The 19,180-nt window shown below is 61.1% G+C and carries 15 protein-coding genes and 1 tRNA gene; 13 read left to right on the forward strand and 3 right to left on the reverse strand.

Annotated elements, in window-relative coordinates; all coding sequences use genetic code 11:
• Positions 1–64 precede the first annotated feature (64 nt).
• Positions 65–1,294, reverse strand: coding sequence for a pyridoxal phosphate-dependent aminotransferase (locus tag ACTAQJ_RS23185; protein ID WP_498699747.1), 1,230 nt, complete (start codon positions 1,292–1,294; stop codon positions 65–67).
• Between the two features lie 256 nt (positions 1,295–1,550).
• On the opposite strand from ACTAQJ_RS23185, the gene ACTAQJ_RS23190 reads away from it, so the two are divergent.
• The 9 genes from ACTAQJ_RS23190 to rplL all read left to right on the forward strand — a co-directional run bounded on the left by ACTAQJ_RS23190 (position 1,551) and on the right by rplL (position 8,117).
• Positions 1,551–1,623, forward strand: a tRNA-Trp gene (locus ACTAQJ_RS23190).
• Positions 1,624–1,704: 81 nt separating this feature from the next.
• Positions 1,705–1,986, forward strand: a complete 282-nt coding sequence (gene secE, locus ACTAQJ_RS23195; protein ID WP_216925074.1) for a preprotein translocase subunit SecE — start codon at positions 1,705–1,707, stop codon at positions 1,984–1,986.
• 115 nt (positions 1,987–2,101) lie between these two features.
• Complete coding sequence (gene nusG, locus ACTAQJ_RS23200; RefSeq protein WP_431115957.1) at positions 2,102–2,959, forward strand: transcription termination/antitermination protein NusG; 858 nt, start codon at positions 2,102–2,104, stop codon at positions 2,957–2,959.
• A 130-nt stretch (positions 2,960–3,089) separates the two neighbouring features.
• Positions 3,090–3,521, forward strand: a complete 432-nt coding sequence (gene rplK / locus ACTAQJ_RS23205) for a 50S ribosomal protein L11 (protein ID WP_166183617.1) — start codon at positions 3,090–3,092, stop codon at positions 3,519–3,521.
• Between the two features lie 132 nt (positions 3,522–3,653).
• Positions 3,654–4,361 carry a 50S ribosomal protein L1 gene (gene rplA, locus ACTAQJ_RS23210; RefSeq protein WP_281450716.1) on the forward strand — a complete coding sequence of 236 codons (708 nt, stop codon included), beginning with the start codon at positions 3,654–3,656 and terminating at the stop codon, positions 4,359–4,361.
• A 122-nt stretch (positions 4,362–4,483) separates the two neighbouring features.
• Positions 4,484–5,596, forward strand: a complete 1,113-nt coding sequence (locus tag ACTAQJ_RS23215; protein WP_498699750.1) for a GNAT family N-acetyltransferase — start codon at positions 4,484–4,486, stop codon at positions 5,594–5,596.
• Complete coding sequence (locus ACTAQJ_RS23220; protein WP_431115955.1) at positions 5,575–6,747, forward strand: GNAT family N-acetyltransferase; 1,173 nt, start codon at positions 5,575–5,577, stop codon at positions 6,745–6,747. The genes ACTAQJ_RS23215 and ACTAQJ_RS23220 overlap by 22 nt, the downstream gene beginning before the upstream one ends.
• Before the next feature lie 325 nt (positions 6,748–7,072).
• Positions 7,073–7,663, forward strand: coding sequence for a 50S ribosomal protein L10 (gene rplJ, locus ACTAQJ_RS23225; RefSeq protein ID WP_477514594.1), 591 nt, complete (start codon positions 7,073–7,075; stop codon positions 7,661–7,663).
• A gap of 76 nt (positions 7,664–7,739) precedes the next feature.
• Entirely contained in the window at positions 7,740–8,117 is a 378-nt protein-coding gene (gene rplL / locus ACTAQJ_RS23230) for a 50S ribosomal protein L7/L12 (protein WP_189013656.1), read from the forward strand.
• Between the two features lie 125 nt (positions 8,118–8,242).
• On the opposite strand, the gene ACTAQJ_RS23235 is transcribed toward rplL, so the two are convergent.
• The gene (locus tag ACTAQJ_RS23235; RefSeq protein WP_477514593.1) at positions 8,243–8,710 is read right to left on the reverse strand and encodes an aminoacyl-tRNA deacylase; all 468 of its coding nucleotides are present in this window, start codon (positions 8,708–8,710) and stop codon (positions 8,243–8,245) included.
• A gap of 61 nt (positions 8,711–8,771) precedes the next feature.
• Positions 8,772–9,971: an acetyl-CoA C-acetyltransferase gene (locus tag ACTAQJ_RS23240; RefSeq protein WP_431115950.1), complete on the reverse strand. Its 1,200-nt coding sequence runs from the start codon at positions 9,969–9,971 to the stop codon at positions 8,772–8,774.
• Between the two features lie 475 nt (positions 9,972–10,446).
• Between ACTAQJ_RS23240 and rpoB the strand changes: the two genes are divergently transcribed.
• The 4 genes from rpoB to rpsG all read left to right on the forward strand — a co-directional run bounded on the left by rpoB (position 10,447) and on the right by rpsG (position 19,159).
• On the forward strand, positions 10,447–13,953 hold the full coding sequence (rpoB, locus tag ACTAQJ_RS23245) for a DNA-directed RNA polymerase subunit beta (RefSeq protein WP_400278053.1): 3,507 nt from the start codon (positions 10,447–10,449) through the stop codon (positions 13,951–13,953).
• Between the two features lie 104 nt (positions 13,954–14,057).
• Positions 14,058–17,957: a DNA-directed RNA polymerase subunit beta' gene (locus tag ACTAQJ_RS23250; RefSeq protein ID WP_431115949.1), complete on the forward strand. Its 3,900-nt coding sequence runs from the start codon at positions 14,058–14,060 to the stop codon at positions 17,955–17,957.
• Between the two features lie 355 nt (positions 17,958–18,312).
• On the forward strand, positions 18,313–18,687 hold the full coding sequence (gene rpsL, locus ACTAQJ_RS23255) for a 30S ribosomal protein S12 (RefSeq protein ID WP_009358312.1): 375 nt from the start codon (positions 18,313–18,315) through the stop codon (positions 18,685–18,687).
• Position 18,688: 1 nt separating this feature from the next.
• Positions 18,689–19,159, forward strand: coding sequence for a 30S ribosomal protein S7 (gene rpsG / locus ACTAQJ_RS23260; protein ID WP_003803829.1), 471 nt, complete (start codon positions 18,689–18,691; stop codon positions 19,157–19,159).
• Positions 19,160–19,180 lie beyond the last annotated feature (21 nt).

Genomic DNA, 19,180 nt, shown 5'->3' on the forward strand with positions numbered 1-19,180 from the left:
GAAATGCTCCCGCACCAAACATTGGTGCGGGAGCATTCAACCCGGAAGCGCTACTCGGTCAGAGCTATTTCGCCCGGCCCAGGAATTCCTGGATCCGGCGGACACCCTCGGCGAGGTCGTCGTCCCCGAGTGCGTAGGAAAGGCGGACGTAACCGGAGGGACCGAATGCTTCGCCGGGAACGATGGCAACTTCAACCTCGTCCAGGATGAGCGTGGCAAGTTCTGCGGATGTGCTCGGGCGCACCGGGCCGTTGGAGGTTTCGAATTCCTTACCCAGCAGTCCGCGGACGTCGGCATACACGTAGAAGGCGCCGGTCGGCGTCGGGCATTCCACGCCGTCAATCGCGTTCAGTCCGGCGACGATTGCCTTGCGGCGGCGGTCGAAGGCGACCTTCATTTCGTCGACGGCGGTCAGCGGACCCGTGAGGGCAGCGGCGGCGGCGACCTGCATGATGTTCGAGACGTTGGACGTTGCGTGCGACTGGAGGTTGGTGGCGGCCTTGATGACATCGGCCGGACCGATCATCCAACCCACGCGCCAACCTGTCATGGCGTAGGTCTTGGCCACGCCGTTGAGGATGACGACTTTGTCGCCAAGCTCCGGTGCGGCGGTGGCGATGGAGGTGAACTCCACGCCGTCATAGGTCAGGTGCTCGTAGATTTCATCCGTGACCACCCACAGGCCCTTGGAGGCGGCCCACTTCCCGATCTCCGCAACCTGCTCCGGGCTGTATACAGCGCCGGTGGGGTTGGACGGGGAGACGAACAGCAGGATCTTGGTCTTGTCCGTCAGCGCGGCTTCCAACTGCTCGATGGTGACGAGGTAGCCCTGCTCGGGTCCGGCGAATACCTCCACCGGAACGCCCCCTGCGAGGCGGATGGCTTCCGGATAAGTGGTCCAGAAGGGCGTGGGGATGATGACTTCGTCGCCCGGGTCAACCAAGGTGGCGAAGGTGTTGTAGACAGCCTGCTTGCCACCATTGGTCACCAGGACCTGCGATGGGTCCACTTTGTAGCCGGAGTCCCGGAGGGTCTTATCGGCAATGGCCTTTTTCAGCTCAGGAAGCCCGGCAGCGGGGGAGTAGCGGTGGTACTTCGGCTGGGCAGCAGCCTCAATTGCTGCCTTGACAATGTAATCCGGGGTGGGGAAATCGGGTTCGCCGGCACCGAAACCGATCACGGGGCGCCCCGCGGCCTTCAGTGCCTTGGCCTTGGCGTCAACGGCAAGGGTGGCGGACTCGGCAATAGCGGAGATTCGTTGTGAAATGCGGGCGGCAGGTGTTCCGGCAGACATCTATGTACCGTTCTTCGCAGGCAGCTCGTGGGCTGGATGATGGGATTCGACGTAAACTACCTTATGCTGTTCTGCGGAGCTCCCGGGCGCCTGCTGGACAATGTGACTGATAATGCTGCTCACATTGATTCATAAGCGGCCGGAAGGCCCGGAATTAGGCCGGTTCGACTAACGCGAAGTTCTTGCGTAGACTGGTTCACCGGTGTTGAAAAGCACCACAGGCTGAAGTGCGGCCTGAAACATGGATTCGATCCATAGGGTAGTGGCGCAATTGGTAGCGCAGCGGTCTCCAAAACCGCAGGTTGCAGGTTCGAGTCCTGTCTGCCCTGCGCAAGCTGTTCCGGCGGAAACGCCGGAGCAAGCGCAGCAACCATGGCTCTGATCAGAGCCGGGTCAAACGACTTTGCAAGGTGAGTGAGGACCAGGTGACCGAAACGGCTGCTAGCAGCTCAAAGGGCCGTCCTGCCAAGAAAGCCGATGCCGGCTTCTTTGCCCGAATTGCACTCTTCATCCGCCAGGTTATCGGCGAACTGAAGAAGGTCGTTGCCCCGACCCGCAAGGAACTGATCAATTACACAGTCGTGGTGCTGGTGTTCGTAGCCATCATGATGCTCATCGTCACCCTGCTGGACCTTGCCTTCGGCACGGGAGTGAGCTGGGTCTTCGGTGGATCAGGCGCTACGGACCGCTAAGCGGATCTGTCCGCAAACCGCGTGAAATTCCTTAGGTATTTCAGGAATTTTGTGGGGTTTGTGGAATTGAGCCATTTAAATAGGCATGTTAGGCAATGAGGAAGCAGGAGACCAAGTGTCTGAGCAGGAGCTTGAGGTAAACGAGGCTGAGCTGGATGGGCCCGCTGAAAGCACGGACGACGCCGCGGCTGAGGCTGCGGAAGAGTCGGAGGCTGACTCTGCTGCGCCCGAATCTGCCGACGTCGATGATTCCGAAGAGGATTTCGAGTCCGACGTAGACGCTGAGTCTGATGACGAGTCCGATGAGGATACTGAGTCCGATGAGGACGCTGCCGATGTCTCGCTGGAGGCGGCTGCTGCTGCAGCCCCCGCAGATCCGGCTGAGGAATTCAAGGCCAAGCTGCGCCGCCAGGAGGGTGACTGGTACGTCATCCACTCCTACGCCGGTTACGAAAACCGCGTGAAGGCCAACCTTGAGACCCGCATCCAGACGCTGGACATGGAAGATTACATCTTCGAAATCCAGGTCCCGATGGAAGAAGTCGTCGAGATCAAGAACGCGCAGCGCAAGGTGATCAACCGCGTCCGCATCCCCGGTTACGTTCTGGTCCGCATGGACCTGACCGACGCTTCCTGGGGCGCCGTTCGCCACACCCCCGGCGTCACTGGCTTCGTGGGCAACGCCCACAACCCGGTCCCGCTGCGCCTTGACGAGGTCTTCTCCATGCTCGCCCCGGTCTTCGAAGAAGAGCAGGCCGAGAAGGGCAAGCCGGTCAACAAGCAGAACCAGGCTCCCGTGGCCGTCGACTTCGAGGTTGGCGAGTCCGTCATCGTCAAGGAAGGCCCGTTCGAGACCCTTCCGGCGACGATCTCCGAGATCAAGCCCGAGTCCCAGACCCTCGTGGTCCTGGTCTCGATCTTCGAGCGCGAAACCCCGGTTACGCTCGCATTCAACCAGGTCACCAAGATCTAGCTGATTCCAAGATTTCGCTCCCGTTCCGCCTGCTTTGCGGTTCGGAAGCGGCCGGCCGCCTTGCCATGGCGGCCACCAACCTGGGACGCGCTCCTGTGTCCCAGGAAGCTATTGAGAGAAGGACCCTACATTGGCTCCCAAGAAGAAGGTCACCGGCCTCATCAAGCTGCAGATCCAGGCAGGTGCCGCTAACCCGGCTCCGCCGATCGGTCCTGCGCTTGGCCAGCACGGTGTCAACATCATGGAATTCTGCAAGGCGTACAACGCTGCAACGGAATCCCAGCGCGGAAACGTTATCCCGGTTGAAATCACGGTCTACGAAGACCGTTCCTTCACCTTCATCACCAAGACCCCGCCGGCTGCAGAGCTCATCAAGAAGGCTGCAGGCGTTGCCAAGGGTTCGGCTACCCCGCACACCGTCAAGGTTGCCAAGCTGACCCAGGCACAGGTCGAAGAGATTGCTTCCACCAAGATGGAAGACCTCAACGCCAACGACATCGCGGCAGCTGCCAAGATCATCGCCGGTACCGCCCGTTCCATGGGTATCACCGTAGAGGGCTAATAACAGCCTTCACCCGCCGGGCAACCGGCATCTGAAACATTAAAATGTCGCAGGATCCTTGCCGGATCCACGACTTGTGGCAGGGCCCAGCGCGGTCCGCAGACCACAACTGCACAAGGAGAAATAAGCAGCATGGCAAAGCGCAGCAAAGCATATGAGGCAGCCGTAGCCAAGATCGAGGCAGACAAGGTCTACGCCCCGTTCGAGGCAATCACCCTCGCGAAGGACACCAACCCTTCCAAGTTCGACGCAACCGTTGAGGTCGCTTTCCGCCTGGGCGTTGACCCGCGTAAGGCTGACCAGATGGTCCGTGGCACCGTCAACCTGCCGCACGGCACCGGTAAGACCGCCCGCGTCCTCGTTTTCGCAACCGGCGACAAGGCTGAGGCAGCAATCGCTGCCGGCGCCGACTTCGTTGGCTCCGATGACCTGATCGAAAAGATCGCAGCCGGCTGGACCGACTTCGACGCCGCCGTGGCAACCCCTGACCTCATGGGCAAGGTTGGCCGCCTCGGTAAGGTTCTCGGCCCGCGTAACCTCATGCCGAACCCGAAGACCGGTACGGTTACCCCGGATGTCACCAAGGCTGTCAACGACATCAAGGGCGGCAAGATCGACTTCCGCGTCGACAAGCACTCGAACCTGCACTTCATCATCGGCAAGGTGTCCTTCGACGCCCAGAAGCTGGCTGAGAACTACGCAGCTGCACTGGAAGAGGTGCTTCGCCTGAAGCCGTCCGCTTCCAAGGGCCGCTACATCCAGAAGGCTACTGTTGCCACCACGTTCGGTCCGGGCATCACCGTTGACCCGAACGTCACCAAGGTTCTCACCGACGCGTAAGCTTCGCGAGTACTAACTCTGAAAGGGACCGTCCGGCATCTGCCGGGCGGTCCCTTTTTCATGGGTTCGTGCAGGCTGGCAGCGACTTGTTTGGCACCTGGGGCGGCCGTAGGCTGTGGGGCGTGGCGTCGTCGTCGAAGTTTTCCGCCAACGGTGGGCTCACCATCGAGAGGCTTCCCGTTCCGGAAGGTCCGGAGGCCACTGCCTCACCGGACTTCAAAGCCTTCCATGCGTTACGCATTGCCCATGAGCTTGCCTTGTGGGGAAACCTGGACCATTCGGCCACATTGGCGGAGTCATTCATGTTCTGGCAGGGCAACGAATACGAGGAGCGGCAGGTCTACCTGGCCCGCGTGGACGGCGTTGTGGTAGGCAGCGGATCGCTGACCCTGCCGTTGAGCGAGAACACGACGACGGCGGCTATGGACGTCCTCGTGGACGCCGCTTTCCGTCGGCGCGGGATCGGGACGAGGATCCTGGAAGTCCTTGAGAAAGCGGCCGTGGAGCGGAACTGCAGTTCCCTTGACGGGTACTGTGGGGAGCCGATCGCCCCCGTTCTGGCCGGGGAAGCGCTGCTGGAGGCAAAGTCCGGCACGGGTGGTGTACCGCTGAGCGCGGCATCGACGCGCTTTGCCTTGCACCATGGCTATTCCCTGGAACAGGTAGAAACCAGCAGCACCTTGACCTTGCCGGTTGATGAGGCGCACCTGATTGAACTCGAAGTCGAGGCAATGCGTCGGGCAACGGAGTACGACGTCATTGGATGGATGAACGAATGCCCGGACGAACTCGTGGACAGTTTTGCCAGGCTCAAGAGCCTCATGAGCACGGAGGTGCCCATCGCCGGTCTGGGATGGGAAGGCGAAGAGTGGGACGCCGTGCGGGTTCGGCGTGAGGAATCTACGTGGCGGGTAAGTGGCATGGACTCAGTTGTAGCTGCTGCCCAGCACCACACGAGCGGGGAGTTGGCTGCCTATACGGTCCTGACCCACCGTGCGGCGTTGCCGGCGGTCGTCAGCCAGGAGGACACACTGGTGGCTCCTGGGCACAGGGGACACGGCCTTGGCATGCTGGTCAAAATCGCCAATCTTCGGAGTGCAGAAGATCTTTGGCCGGACGCCACGGGCGTCATGACGTGGAACGCCAATGAAAACCGGCATATGCTGGCCATAAATATCGCCCTTGGATTCAAGCCTTCCGGTTTTGAAGGCGAATGGCAGAAACGGCTGGGATGACTGTAGACGAGGCGAAGACCGTTGTAGTCGAGCAGCTATGGGTACCGGACAATCTGGACAGCCCCAAAGCTAGGGACTTCCTGGACGCCGTGGAAGTGGCGCGACGGGTCCGGATGCAGACCTGGGGGAGCGATGACCTGGCATACACGCCCTTGGAGAAGCTGCTTGAGTTCTCTGACCCTTATGAGCGCCAGATCATCCTGGTAGCCAAGGTGGACGGGGTCATCGTCGGGACAGTGGACATTGCGCTGCCGCTCGCGGACAACATGGACCTGGCGGAGTTCACCCTGGATATTCTCCCGGAGTATCAGAGCCAGGGCGTCGGACGTCAGCTCTTGGAGGCCGCAGAGCAGCTGGCACGTTCAGAGGGCCGCACGATGGTTTTGGTGGACACGAACCACCCGGCAACCTCGCTCACAGAGATACCTGAAGACCAATTGATTCCCGGCAGCGGCCCAGGCTTCGTTCCTGTCAGCAGCAGGGAAGTGGACTTTGCACAGCGGGCCGGTTACACCCTTCAGCACATCGAGCAGTTCAGTTCCTGCGTGCTGCCGCTGGATTCCAAACTGGTTGCGGATCTTCAAGCCGAGGCAGAGGAAGCGAACGCTGGCCGCTACAGGCTGCACCACTGGACTGATCGCTGCCCTGAGGCTTGGTTGGAGGCCGTGGCTGAGCTGGAAAACGCCGCGGGTGAGGTTGTCCACCGTGAGGACGGCGAGGAAGAAGACTCCGCTGTCGAGGTTACTGGCATGGTCTTCGACGCCGCGGTTTTGCGCGAAACCGAAGACGCCGCATTGGCGCAGGGCCGGCGGACCGTGGTTACCGCCGTCGAGCATATTGAGAGCGGGCGGCTGGCCGGCCTCACCACGATCAGCGTCCTCGCGCACCGTCAGGACGTCGTTTTCCAGGACGACACCCTGGTCCTGCAGGAACATCGCGGCAACAAGCTGGGCCTGCTGATCAAGGTGGCAAACATGGAAAGGCTCAGTGAGCAATTTCCCGATGCCCGGGTCATTTACACCTGGAACGCACCGGAAAACCGGTACCTCCTGACCGTAAACAAGCAATTGGGATTCACGACGGCTGGAGTCACCGGACTCTGGCAAAAGGAGCTTCCGGATCGGGGACCTAAGGTCACGTCGTCGGAGTAGCCAGCCAGGCATCCCACCGGGGCACAGCGGCGTCGATTTGGTTTGCTGATCTCTCTCCCGTAACCTTGAAGTACCAAAGACCGTCGGTTGATGGGAATCCACTCTTTCGAGCGCAGCTCAATTCTGCAGCGACGCCCCTGAGAACAAAGTGCATTCCTTGACGAAGGACCCTGAACATAGGGCGGCCAACGCAGGTGAACGAAGCAAGTCTCCACAGTGCAAATTGTGTTGAGCCAAGCCCCGTGCATCTGCGCGGGGCGTTTTTAGTTTTAGCTCTCGTGAGCGGGGACCCGGAAGACCGGCTTTATTCCCCGGAAGGAGGGTTATGACAACGCCTAGCAAGGTCTCCGCTGTTGCAGAGATCACCAACGATTTCAAGGAATCGAACGCGGCTGTCCTGACCGAATACCGCGGGCTCACTGTTGCACAGCTCAAGGAACTGCGTGTTGCGCTCGGCCAGGACACCAAGTTCTCGGTCGTCAAGAACACCCTGAGCGCCATTGCAGCCAAGGAAGCTGGAGTCGACGCGTTCGGCGATCAGCTTGCCGGCCCCACTGCAATCGCCTTCATCAAGGGCGATGCTGTTGCTGCTGCCAAGAGCCTGACGGACTTTGCCAAGACCAACAAGCAGCTGGTTATCAAGACCGGTTACTTCGAAGGCAAGGCATTGGACGCAGAAGGTGTTGCCGCACTGGCAGCGCTGGAGTCCCGCGAGCTGCAGCTTGCACGTGTTGCTGGTGTCCTCAAGGCCCCCGCATCCGCTGCCGCACGCATCATCGATGCCCTGCGCCTCAAGCTTGAAGAAGAGGGCGGCGCACCTGCACCGGCCGCTGACGAAGCTCCGGCCGCTGAGGCTGCTGCTGAAGAGGTTGCGGCTCCGGCCGAAGCCGCTGAAGCTGCAACCGAAGAGAACTAAGTTCTCCCCCCAATCAAACTCAGGTGCATGGAGCGGCATTGTCCGCATCTGCACCGACTAATGGAAGGACGCCACCATGGCGAAGCTCAGCAACGAAGAGCTCATTGAAGCTTTCAAGGAACTGACCATCATCGAGCTCTCCGAGTTCGTCAAGCTCTTCGAAGAGACCTTCGAAGTTACGGCTGCTGCTGTTGCAGTTGCTGGCCCCGCTGCCGGCGGTGCTGCTGAAGCTGCTGAAGAGAAGACCGACTTCGACGTCGTCCTCGAAGCTGCTGGCGACAAGAAGATCGCAGTGATCAAGGAAGTTCGCGCCATCACCTCCCTCGGCCTCAAGGAAGCCAAGGACCTGGTTGACAGCGCACCGAAGGCTGTTCTCGAAGGCGCCACCAAGGAAGCCGCAGAGAAGGCAAAGGCTCAGCTCGAAGAAGCTGGCGCAACGGTTACCCTCAAGTAACTCGTCTTGCTTGTGGAAGCCCCGTCCGGTTCGCCGGGCGGGGCTTCCTGCTTTAAAGAACAACGCGGGGTCACTTAGAGCCCAATAATCCTTCCGGATTGGGCTCTAAGTGACCCCGCGTTGCTTTAGTTGGGTTCGCTGATGTCGGCGACGATTGCTCCGAGTGCAGCCGTTAGTTGATCGGCGTCCACGAAGGCACTCCTGCCATGCGCTCCGGCACCCATGGAGATGCGGCGTCCGGTGATGGTGGCATCCGCATACACCGGCCACGGCGTGGTACTTCCCAGGGGAGTGATGGTCCCGCGCTCATAGCCGGTTGCGGCCAGGGCAACATCGGCGTGCGGCAGCGAGAGCTTGTTTACGCCCACCAACGCCCGCAGCTTGGGCCAGGAGATCTGCCGGTCGCCGGGGATCAGCGCGAAGAGGAAGCTACCGTCGCGATGCTTGACCACGAGGGACTTCACGATGTCCCCGGGACTGATCCCCAGGATGCCTGCCGCCTCCTCGAGGCTTCTGGCAGCAGGACGCTCGACGACGTCCACCTCCAGTCCGCGCGCGGCGGCGTCGGACAGGAACCGTTCGGCCCCGTTCATGTGAGGTTCCACCACGTCCTGGGCCATCAGTTGTCCCGTGCCATTAGTCGCGGTACAGGAATCAATCGCGGTACAGCAGGAGAGCTTCGCCCTGGCCGCCGCCGCCACAGAGGGACACGGCAGCCTTGCCGGTTCCCCTGCGCTTGAGTTCGTGGGCCGCGTGCAGGGCCAGCCGGGCGCCGGAAGCACCGATCGGGTGGCCGAGGGCGATCGCGCCACCGTGGATGTTGCATTTCTCCAGCGGGTAGCTAAGGTCCTTCAATGATTGGACGGCCACGGAGCCAAAGGCCTCGTTGATCTCGATGAAGTCCAGGTCCTCGGCGGTCCATCCAGCCCGCTTCAATGCTTGCGAAATGGCGTTGGACGGCTGGGAGTGCAGCGAGTTGTCCGGGCCGGCCACTTGGCCTGGCTTGCCCACGACCGCAAGGTATTCCAGCCCGTTGTCCTTGGCAAAGCGGCGACTTGTCAGCACGAGTGCGGAGGCGCCGTCGGACAGGGGAGAGGAGTTGCCGGCGGTAATGGTGCCATCCGTGGCGAAGGCGGCCTTCAAAGGGGCAAGGGTTTCCACGGTGGTGTTCGGACGAACGCCCTCGTCCGAGGCGAGGGTCACCGGATCCCCCTTGCGCTGCTTCACGCTCACGGGAGCGATTTCGACGTCGAAAATTCCTTCAGCGATCGCCGCAGCAGCGCGCTGGTGGGAAGCAGCGGCAACCTCGTCCTGCGCACGGCGGTCAATGCCGAGCGTCACGTTCTTGGTCTCGGTGGACAAGCCCATGGACTGGCCATCAAACGCATCCGTGAGTCCGTCATGTGCGGCAACGTCCAACGCCTGGATTGCGCCATAGGTCCAACCCTGCCTGGAGCCGGGGAGCAGGTGAGGGGCGCGGGTCATGGATTCCTGGCCACCGGCCACAACCACGGTGGCATCGCCGCTGCGGATCATCCGGGCGGCATCAATGACAGCAGTGAGGCCGGAGAGACAAACCTTGTTGATGGTGACGGCAGGGATGTTCCAGCCAACACCTGCGGCGATGGCGCTCTGACGGGCGGGGTTCTGGCCAGCGCCCGCTTGCAGCACCTGTCCCATGATGACGGCATCCACTTGTTCAGCTTTTACGCCGCTGGCCGCCAGTGCGGCGCTGATGGCATGCGCGCCAAGGTCGACGGCGGTGAATCCGGCCAGCTGCCCATTGAGCCGACCCTGTGGGGTACGGGAAGCAGCAAGGATGACAACGTCATTGTCGTCAGCGGAGTTGTTCATGGTCTCTCTTCCGATCCGTGGTGATGTAGCCAAGGCTATCGTGCGGCGTGCGTCAGCCTATCCTTTCCAACGCTTGTATCCGTCGGTAGATTCCACAGCAGGAGATTCCACGGCAGGAGATTTCACAGGGGAGCTGTTGCGCCGTGCGAACCTGGTCCGCCACGCGGGTCCGTGCCTCTGCATAGGTGCCTGCAGCAACAGTGCTTGCATTCACGGACAATCTGGGGTAGACAGGAAGGCTACTTTGCCGTATCGTAGATATTTGCGTCTTCCCTGTTAACCTTCAGCCTTCATATAGCGGTGGGCTTTACCTCTCAGCTGCAACATTGACGTGCCGTTCACAACGTGCACCGGCATGTGTGCAGACTGGGTCCGGGTCATATAGCGGAACCGGAATAAGTATGCTGCGGAGCACTCTGCATCATGCAAACGGGGGAGATCTGAAAACGCCTGAAGGTCTGTGGAAGGATCCCTCTTGGTCGCCTCGAGCACCTCTAATAACGAAACCGCTAACACGGCAAGCACCGATGGTGCCACTCGCCGCCTCTCATTCGCAAAGATTCACGAACCCCTTGATGTTCCGAATCTTCTCGCCCTGCAGACGGACAGCTTTGACTGGCTCGTCGGAAACGAACGCTGGCAGGCGCGGGTAGCGAAGGCTGTCGAGGAGGGCGACCTCAGCGTCGCCACCACCTCCGGACTTGCCGACATCTTCGAAGAGATCTCCCCCATCGAGGACTTCCAGGGCACTATGTCCCTGAGCTTCTCCGAGCCGGAGTTCGCTGATCCGAAGTACACCATGGCCGAATGCAAAGACCGTGACGCCACTTACTCGGCACCGCTGTATGTCAAGGCCGAGTTCATGAACAACAACACGGGCGAAATCAAGCAGCAGACCGTGTTCATGGGCGACTTCCCTCTCATGACTGAAAAGGGAACGTTCGTCGTCAACGGCACCGAGCGTGTCGTTGTCTCCCAGCTGGTCCGTTCGCCGGGCGCCTACTTCGAGCGCACCGCGGACAAGACCAGTGACAAGGACATCTTCACTGCGAAGATCATCCCGTCCCGCGGTGCATGGTTCGAACTTGAAATCGACAAGCGCGACCAGGTCGGCGTTCGCCTCGACCGCAAGCGCAAGCAGTCGGTCACCGTTCTGCTGAAGGCTCTCGGCTGGACCGAAGGCCAGATCCTGGAAGAGTTCGGCCAGTACGACTCCATGCGTGCAACGCTGGAGAAGGACGCCACCGAAACCCGCGAAGACGCGCTTCTGGACATCTACCGCAAGCTGCGTCCGGGCGAGCCGCCCACCGTCGAGGCTGCCCAGTCCCTGCTGGACAACCTGTACTTCAATGCCAAGCGTTATGACCTCGCCAAGGTTGGCCGTTACAAGATCAACCGCAAGCTCGGCATCGACCGCTCCCTTGGTGACAAGGAAGCTTCGGTCCTGCACGTCGAAGACATCGTCGCCATGATCAAGTTCCTCGTTGCGCTGCACGCCGGCGAGAAGACCCTCATGGGCAAGCGCGATGGCGAAGACCACGAGCTCCGCGTCGAGATCGATGACATCGACCACTTCGGCAACCGTCGCATCCGCGCCGTTGGCGAATTGATCGAGAACCAGGTCCGCACCGGTCTTTCCCGCATGGAGCGTGTTGTTCGCGAACGCATGACCACGCAGGACGTCGAGGCCATCACGCCGCAGACGCTGATCAACATCCGTCCGGTTGTCGCTGCCATCAAGGAGTTCTTCGGAACCTCCCAGCTGTCGCAGTTCATGGACCAGAACAACCCGCTTTCGGGTCTGACCCACAAGCGCCGCCTGTCGGCTCTTGGCCCGGGTGGTCTTTCCCGTGACCGCGCAGGCATGGAAGTTCGAGACGTTCACCCGTCCCACTACGGACGTATGTGCCCCATCGAAACTCCTGAAGGCCCGAACATTGGTCTGATCGGTTCGCTGGCTTCCTACGGCCGCATCAACCCGTTCGGCTTCATCGAGACGCCTTACCGCCTCGTTTCCGAGGGTGTCGTTTCGGATGAGGTCCAGTACCTCACTGCCGACGACGAAGCTGAAGTCCTGATCGCACAGGCCAACGCTCCGCTGGACGCTGACAAGAAGTTCTCGGAAGAGACCGTCCTTGTCCGTGCCCGTGGTGGTGGAGGCGAGCCTGTCCTGGTTCCCGCCGGAGAAGTTCAGTTCATGGACGTTTCCCCGCGCCAGATGGTGTCCGTGGCAACCGCCCTGATCCCGTTCCTCGAGCATGACGATGCCAACCGTGCACTCATGGGTGCCAACATGCAGCGCCAGGCTGTGCCGCTGGTCCGTTCCGAGGCTCCTTTCGTGGGTACCGGCATGGAGCGCGCAGCAGCAGTCGACGCCGGTGACGTTGTCATCGCGAAGAAGGCAGGTGTGGTCACCGAGGTTTCCGCTGAGCTCGTTGTCATGATCAACGACGACGGCACGGAGACCAACTACCGCATCAACAAGTTCGCCCGTTCCAACCAGGGCAACTGCTACAACCACCGTGTCCTGGTCAACGAAGGCCAGCGCCTGGAAGTCGGCGGCATCATCGCCGACGGTCCTGCAACGGACCAGGGTGAACTCGCCCTCGGTAAGAACCTGCTCGTGGCATTCATGTCATGGGAAGGCCACAACTTCGAGGACGCCATCATCCTGTCCCAGCGCATTGTTGCTGAGGACGTTCTTTCCTCCATCCACATCGAGGAGCACGAGATCGATGCCCGCGACACCAAGCTTGGTGCCGAGGAAATCACCCGTGATATCCCCAACGTGTCCGAGGAAGTCCTTGCAGGCCTGGACGAGCGCGGCATCATCCACATTGGTGCCGAGGTTGAAGCCGGAGACATCCTGGTCGGGAAGGTCACACCCAAGGGTGAAACCGAACTGACTCCGGAAGAGCGTCTTCTCCGCGCTATCTTCGGTGAGAAGTCCCGCGAAGTCCGCGACACCTCCCTGAAGGTTCCCCACGGCGAGTCCGGTACGGTCATCGGCGTCCGCGTCTTCGACCGCGACAACGACGACGAACTGCCCCCGGGCGTGAACCAGCTGGTACGCGTCTACGTTGCAGCCAAGCGCAAGATCACCGACGGCGACAAGCTCGCCGGCCGTCACGGCAACAAGGGTGTTATCTCCAAGATCCTTCCGATCGAGGACATGCCCTTCCTTGCAGACGGTACCCCGGTGGACATCGTCCTGAACCCGCTTGGTGTTCCGGGTCGTATGAACGTTGGCCAGGTCCTGGAAACCCACCTCGGTTGGGTTGCCAAGACCGGTTGGAAGATCGAAGGCGAGCCGGAGTGGGTCAAGAACCTGCCCAACCTGCCCCGTGAAACCGGCCAGACCACCGTTGCCACCCCGGTGTTCGATGGCGCCCGCGAAGAAGAAATCACGGGCCTGCTTGACTCCACCAACGTGACCCGCGACGGCGACCGCCTGATCGATTCCTCCGGCAAGACCCGTCTGTTCGACGGCCGCTCCGGCGAGCCGTTCCCGGACCCGATCTCCGTCGGTTACATGTACATCCTGAAGCTCCACCACCTGGTGGACGACAAGATACACGCGCGTTCCACCGGCCCGTACTCCATGATCACGCAGCAGCCGCTGGGTGGTAAGGCGCAGTTCGGTGGCCAGCGCTTCGGTGAAATGGAAGTGTGGGCGCTCGAAGCTTATGGCGCCGCTTACACCCTTCAGGAACTGTTGACGATCAAGTCGGATGATATCCACGGTCGTGTGAAGGTCTACGAAGCCATCGTCAAGGGCGAGAACATCCCTGAGCCTGGCGTTCCCGAGTCCTTCAAGGTCTTGATCAAGGAAATGCAGTCGTTGTGCCTGAACGTGGAAGTTCTTTCCACGGATGGAACCACGATCGAAATGCGTGACTCTGATGACGCAGTCTTCACGGCTGCGGAAGAACTGGGCATCGATCTGTCTCGTGCAGAGCCCAGTTCCGTAGAAGAGGTTTAGTAGCCGTTCCGGTGGACAGCAGTACGTCACTGTCCACCGGAACAGCTCCCTCTTCCCGTAACCAAGACTTCAGAATTTAGAGAACAAGAGAGAACAGGGACCATATGTCCAGCGAATCCTCCTTCGGCCTCATGCAGATCGGCCTCGCCACCGCGGAAGACATCCGTGGCTGGTCTTACGGTGAGGTCAAGAAGCCGGAAACCATCAACTACCGCACCCTCAAGCCTGAGAAGGACGGTCTTTTCTGCGAGAAGATCTTCGGTCCTTCCCGCGACTGGGAATGCTACTGCGGCAAGTACAAGCGCGTCCGCTTCAAGGGCATCATCTGTGAGCGTTGTGGCGTTGAAGTCACCCGCGCCAAGGTGCGTCGTGAGCGCATGGGCCACATCGAACTGGCTGCGCCCGTAACCCACATCTGGTACTTCAAGGGCGTTCCCTCGCGCTTGGGCTACCTCTTGGACCTGGCTCCGAAGGACCTTGAGAAGGTCATCTACTTCGCTGCCTACATGATCACCAGCGTTGACACGGAAAACCGCCACGCTGAACTGCCGAACCTCCAGGTCGAGCACGACCTCGAGAAGAAGCAGCTCGTGGACAACCGCGACAGCGACATCGCCACGATCGCCCGCGACCTTGAAGACGAGCTTGCCCGTCTTGAAGGTGAAGGCGCCAAGGCTGCCGACAAGAAGAAGGCCCGCGACTCCGCAGACCGCCAGATGGCGAACGTCCGCAAGCGTGCCGACGCCGATATCGAGCGCCTTGAGCAGGTCTGGGACCGCTTCAAGAACCTCAAGGTTGCTGACCTTGAGGGCGACGAGGGCCTGTACCGCGAACTGCGTGACCGCTACGGCATGTACTTCGAAGGCTCCATGGGTGCCGAGGCGATCAAGAAGCGTCTTGAGACCTTTGACATGCAGGCTGAGGCCGAGTCCCTGCGCGACACCATCCAGAACGGCAAGGGCCAGCGCAAGACGCGTGCCCTGAAGCGCCTGAAGGTTGTCAATGCATTCCTGACCACCAACAACAGCCCGCTCGGCATGGTTCTGGACGCCGTCCCGGTGATCCCGCCGGAACTGCGCCCGATGGTCCAGTTGGACGGTGGCCGCTTCGCGACCTCGGACCTCAACGACCTCTACCGCCGCGTGATCAACCGCAACAACCGACTCAAGCGACTGCTTGACCTCGGTGCTCCGGAGATCATCGTCAACAACGAGAAGCGCATGCTTCAGGAAGCTGTTGACAGCCTCTTCGACAACGGTCGTCGTGGCCGCCCCGTTACGGGTCCGGGCAACCGTCCCCTGAAGTCCCTGAGCGACATGCTCAAGGGCAAGCAGGGTCGTTTCCGCCAGAACCTCCTCGGCAAGCGTGTTGACTACTCCGGCCGTTCGGTCATCGTCGTTGGCCCGCAGCTGAAGCTGCACCAGTGTGGTCTGCCCAAGCAGATGGCCTTGGAGCTCTTCAAGCCGTTCGTGATGAAGCGCCTGGTTGACCTCAACCACGCACAGAACATCAAGTCCGCAAAGCGCATGGTCGAGCGTTACCGTCCGCAGGTTTGGGACGTGCTGGAAGAGATCATCACCGAACACCCGGTGCTGCTCAACCGTGCACCTACGCTTCACCGCCTCGGCATCCAGGCCTTCGAACCGCAGCTTGTTGAAGGCAAGGCAATCCAGCTTCACCCGCTGGTTTGTGGCGCCTTCAACGCTGACTTCGACGGCGACCAGATGGCAGTGCACCTGCCGCTGAGCCCGGAAGCCCAGGCCGAAGCCCGCATCCTGATGCTGTCCTCGAACAACATCCTGAAGCCGTCCGATGGCCGTCCGGTTACCCTGCCTTCGCAGGATATGATCATCGGCCTGTACCACCTGACCACCAAGCGCGTCGGCTCTGCCGGCGAAGGCCGCATCTTCTCCTCGGTTTCGGAAGCCATCATGGCGTACGACGCCCGTGATCTGCACCTGAACTCCCAGGTCAAGATCCGTCTGGACAACTTCGTGCCTTACGCCGGTTGGGAAGCTCCGGAAGGTTGGGAGCCGGGTCAGACTGCTCTCGTCCAGACCTCCCTGGGCCAGGTCATCTTCAACCAGACGCTGCCTGAGGATTACCCGTGGGTTGAGGCTGTTGCCGACAAGGGCGAACTGTCCCGGATCGTCAACGACCTCGCCGAGCGCTACCCGAAGGTTGTCACGGCCGCCACGCTGGACAACCTGAAGGATGCCGGTTTCTACTGGGCAACCCGCTCGGGCGTCACCGTGGCTATCTCCGACATCGAGGTGCCAACCTCCAAGCCCGCCATCCTGGCTGGTTACGAGAACATGGCTGCCAAGATCCAGGGCCAGTACGACAAGGGCCTGATCGACGACGACGAGCGTCGCCAGGAACTGATCGAGATCTGGAACAAGGCCACTAACGAGATCGCCCAGGCGATGCGTGACAGCCTGTCCCCGATGAACACCATCAACCGCATGGTGTCCTCCGGTGCACGTGGTAACTGGATGCAGGTTCGCCAGATCGCGGGTATCCGTGGTCTTGTGGCCAACCCGAAGGGTGAGATCATCCCTCGCCCGATCAAGTCCTCCTACCGCGAGGGCCTGTCGGTGTTGGAATACTTCATCGCCACCCACGGTGCCCGTAAGGGTCTGGCCGATACCGCTCTCCGTACCGCCAACTCGGGTTACCTGACCCGTCGTCTGGTGGACGTTTCGCAGGACGTCATCGTCCGCGAAGAGGACTGCGGTACCGAACGCGGTCTGCTTACGCCGATCGCCGTGCCGGATTCCAACGGTGAGCTCGTCCTGGACGAGAACGTCGAGAACAGCGCCTACGCACGTACGCTGGCTGTCGACGTCGTCGATGCCCAGGGCAACGTCCTGGCTGCCGGCGGAACCGACTGCGGCGACGTCGTTATCGACCAGCTGCTGGCTGCAGGTATCACTGAAGTCAAGGTCCGCTCCGTACTCACCTGTGAGTCCAAGGTCGGCACCTGTGCACTCTGCTACGGCCGTTCGCTGGCAACGGGCAAGACCGTGGACATCGGAGAGGCCGTGGGCATCATCGCCGCACAGTCCATCGGTGAGCCCGGTACCCAGCTGACCATGCGTACGTTCCACACCGGTGGTGCCGTTTCTGCTGGTGGTGGCGACGACATCACCCAGGGTCTGCCCCGTATCCAGGAGCTCTTCGAAGCCCGTACTCCGAAGGGTGTTGCACCGATTGCTGAAGCAGCCGGCCGTATCACCATCGAAGAGTCCGAGCGCCAGATGCGCCTGGTCATCACTCCGGACGATGGTTCCGAAGAGATTGCCTACCCGGTGCTGCGCCGTTCCCGTCTCCTCATTGAGGATGGCGAGCACGTCAGCGTCGGCCAGAAGCTGATCAACGGTCCGGTGGACCCGAAGCAGGTTCTGCGCATCATGGGTCCCCGTGCCGCACAGAAGTTCCTTGTGGACGAGGTCCAGGGCGTTTACCGCAGCCAGGGTATTGGTATCCACGACAAGCACGTCGAGGTTATCGTCCGCCAGATGCTGCGCCGCGTGACCGTCATCGAATCCGGCGACTCCGACCTGCTCCCTGGTGAGCTTGCAGAGCGCTCCCGCTTCGAAGACGAGAACCGCCGCGTCGTGTCCGAGGGCAAGTCCCCGGCTTCGGGTCGTCCGGAACTCATGGGTATCACCAAGGCGTCCCTGGCAACCGAGTCGTGGCTGTCGGCCGCTTCCTTCCAGGAGACCACCCGCGTCCTGACGCAGGCGGCCATGGAAGGCAAGAGCGATCCTCTGCTCGGCCTCAAGGAGAACGTCATCATCGGTAAGCTCATCCCGGCCGGAACGGGCCTGCCCCGTTACACGGAGGTCACGGTTGAGCCGACCGAGGAAGCAAAGGCAAGCCTGTTCACGGGCCCCAGTGCTTTCACCGATTTCTCCTATGACGCCCTTGGCGGCGACGGTGCTCCCGAGTTCCACGCCATCCCGCTGGATGACTACGATCTCGGCAACGACTTCCGCTGAAACCAGCAGTAGTTAATGGCTGAAGGACGGGCCCCGCACTCTTGAGTGCGGGGCCCGTCCCGTTAAATGGAACGCCATACACCCGATTAAGGCCTCAGATCAAGCCGTGCTAGAATTTTGGTAATTGTTCTGTGTGGCAGTGGATGAAGGCCGCCGCAGCATCATTTTGGTTTTGTTCTCATGGTGCTGGGTGGAGCCTGTTTCCGGGTTGCGGGCAACATGCGCAACGAATGCCGCACTTTTGCACGCCTACCGGATGTTTCGGCCGGCCGCATGAGCAACGCCAAAGTTCCCACGTTTACACTGGCTGGCGCCTGTGTGTGGGGGCAGAGATCAAACAACGGAGAACACGAAAGTGCCTACGATTAACCAGCTGGTCCGCAAGGGCCGCACGCCTAAGGTCTCCAAGACCAAGGCTCCCGCGCTGAAGGGCAGCCCGATGCGCCGCGGTGTTTGCACCCGCGTTTACACCACCACCCCCAAGAAGCCGAACTCGGCTCTTCGTAAGGTGGCACGTGTGCGCCTCAACGGTGGCGTTGAAGTTACCGCTTACATCCCCGGCGTTGGCCACAACCTCCAGGAGCACTCCATCGTGCTCGTCCGTGGTGGTCGTGTGAAGGACCTTCCGGGTGTCCGCTACAAGATCGTCCGCGGCGCACTCGACACCCAGGGTGTCAAGAACCGCAAGCAGGCCCGCAGCCGTTACGGCGCAAAGATGGAGAAGAAGTAATATGCCTCGCAAGGGTCCGGCCCCGAAGCGGCCGCTAGTTTCCGATCCCGTTTACGGCTCCCCGTTGGTCACTCAGCTGATCAACAAGGTTCTGGTTGACGGCAAGAAGTCCACCGCAGAGCGCATCGTTTACGGTGCCCTCGAAGGTGCACGTGCCAAGTCCGGCGGCGACCCCGTTGCTGCCCTCAAGAAGGCCATGGACAACGTCAAGCCTTCCCTCGAGGTGCGTTCACGCCGTGTTGGTGGCGCCACCTACCAGGTTCCGGTTGAGGTCAAGCCGGGTCGCTCCACCGCCCTCGCCCTGCGTTGGCTCGTGGGCTACTCCAAGGCCCGCCGCGAGAAGACCATGACCGAGCGCCTCCAGAACGAAATCCTGGATGCCTCGAACGGTCTCGGTGCCGCTGTCAAGCGTCGCGAAGACACCCACAAGATGGCCGAGTCCAACAAGGCCTTCGCACACTACCGCTGGTAAATCCTCCCGGGCGCCGTCGGC

This window comes from Arthrobacter sp. alpha11c (assembly GCF_054149985.1).

What these genes read in the sequence shown, in the direction of transcription:
- ACTAQJ_RS23185 (WP_498699747.1), bottom strand. Translation starts at nt 1,294, where the DNA reads ATGTCTGCCGGAACACCTGCCGCCCGCATTTCACAACGAATCTCCGCT.
- rplA (WP_281450716.1), top strand. Translation starts at nt 3,654, where the DNA reads ATGGCAAAGCGCAGCAAAGCATATGAGGCAGCCGTAGCCAAGATCGAG.
- ACTAQJ_RS23220 (WP_431115955.1), top strand. Translation starts at nt 5,575, where the DNA reads ATGGCAGAAACGGCTGGGATGACTGTAGACGAGGCGAAGACCGTTGTA.
- rplJ (WP_477514594.1), top strand. Translation starts at nt 7,073, where the DNA reads ATGACAACGCCTAGCAAGGTCTCCGCTGTTGCAGAGATCACCAACGAT.
- rplL (WP_189013656.1), top strand. Translation starts at nt 7,740, where the DNA reads ATGGCGAAGCTCAGCAACGAAGAGCTCATTGAAGCTTTCAAGGAACTG.
- ACTAQJ_RS23235 (WP_477514593.1), bottom strand. Translation starts at nt 8,710, where the DNA reads ATGAACGGGGCCGAACGGTTCCTGTCCGACGCCGCCGCGCGCGGACTG.
- ACTAQJ_RS23240 (WP_431115950.1), bottom strand. Translation starts at nt 9,971, where the DNA reads ATGAACAACTCCGCTGACGACAATGACGTTGTCATCCTTGCTGCTTCC.
- ACTAQJ_RS23250 (WP_431115949.1), top strand. Translation starts at nt 14,058, where the DNA reads ATGTCCAGCGAATCCTCCTTCGGCCTCATGCAGATCGGCCTCGCCACC.
- rpsG (WP_003803829.1), top strand. Translation starts at nt 18,689, where the DNA reads ATGCCTCGCAAGGGTCCGGCCCCGAAGCGGCCGCTAGTTTCCGATCCC.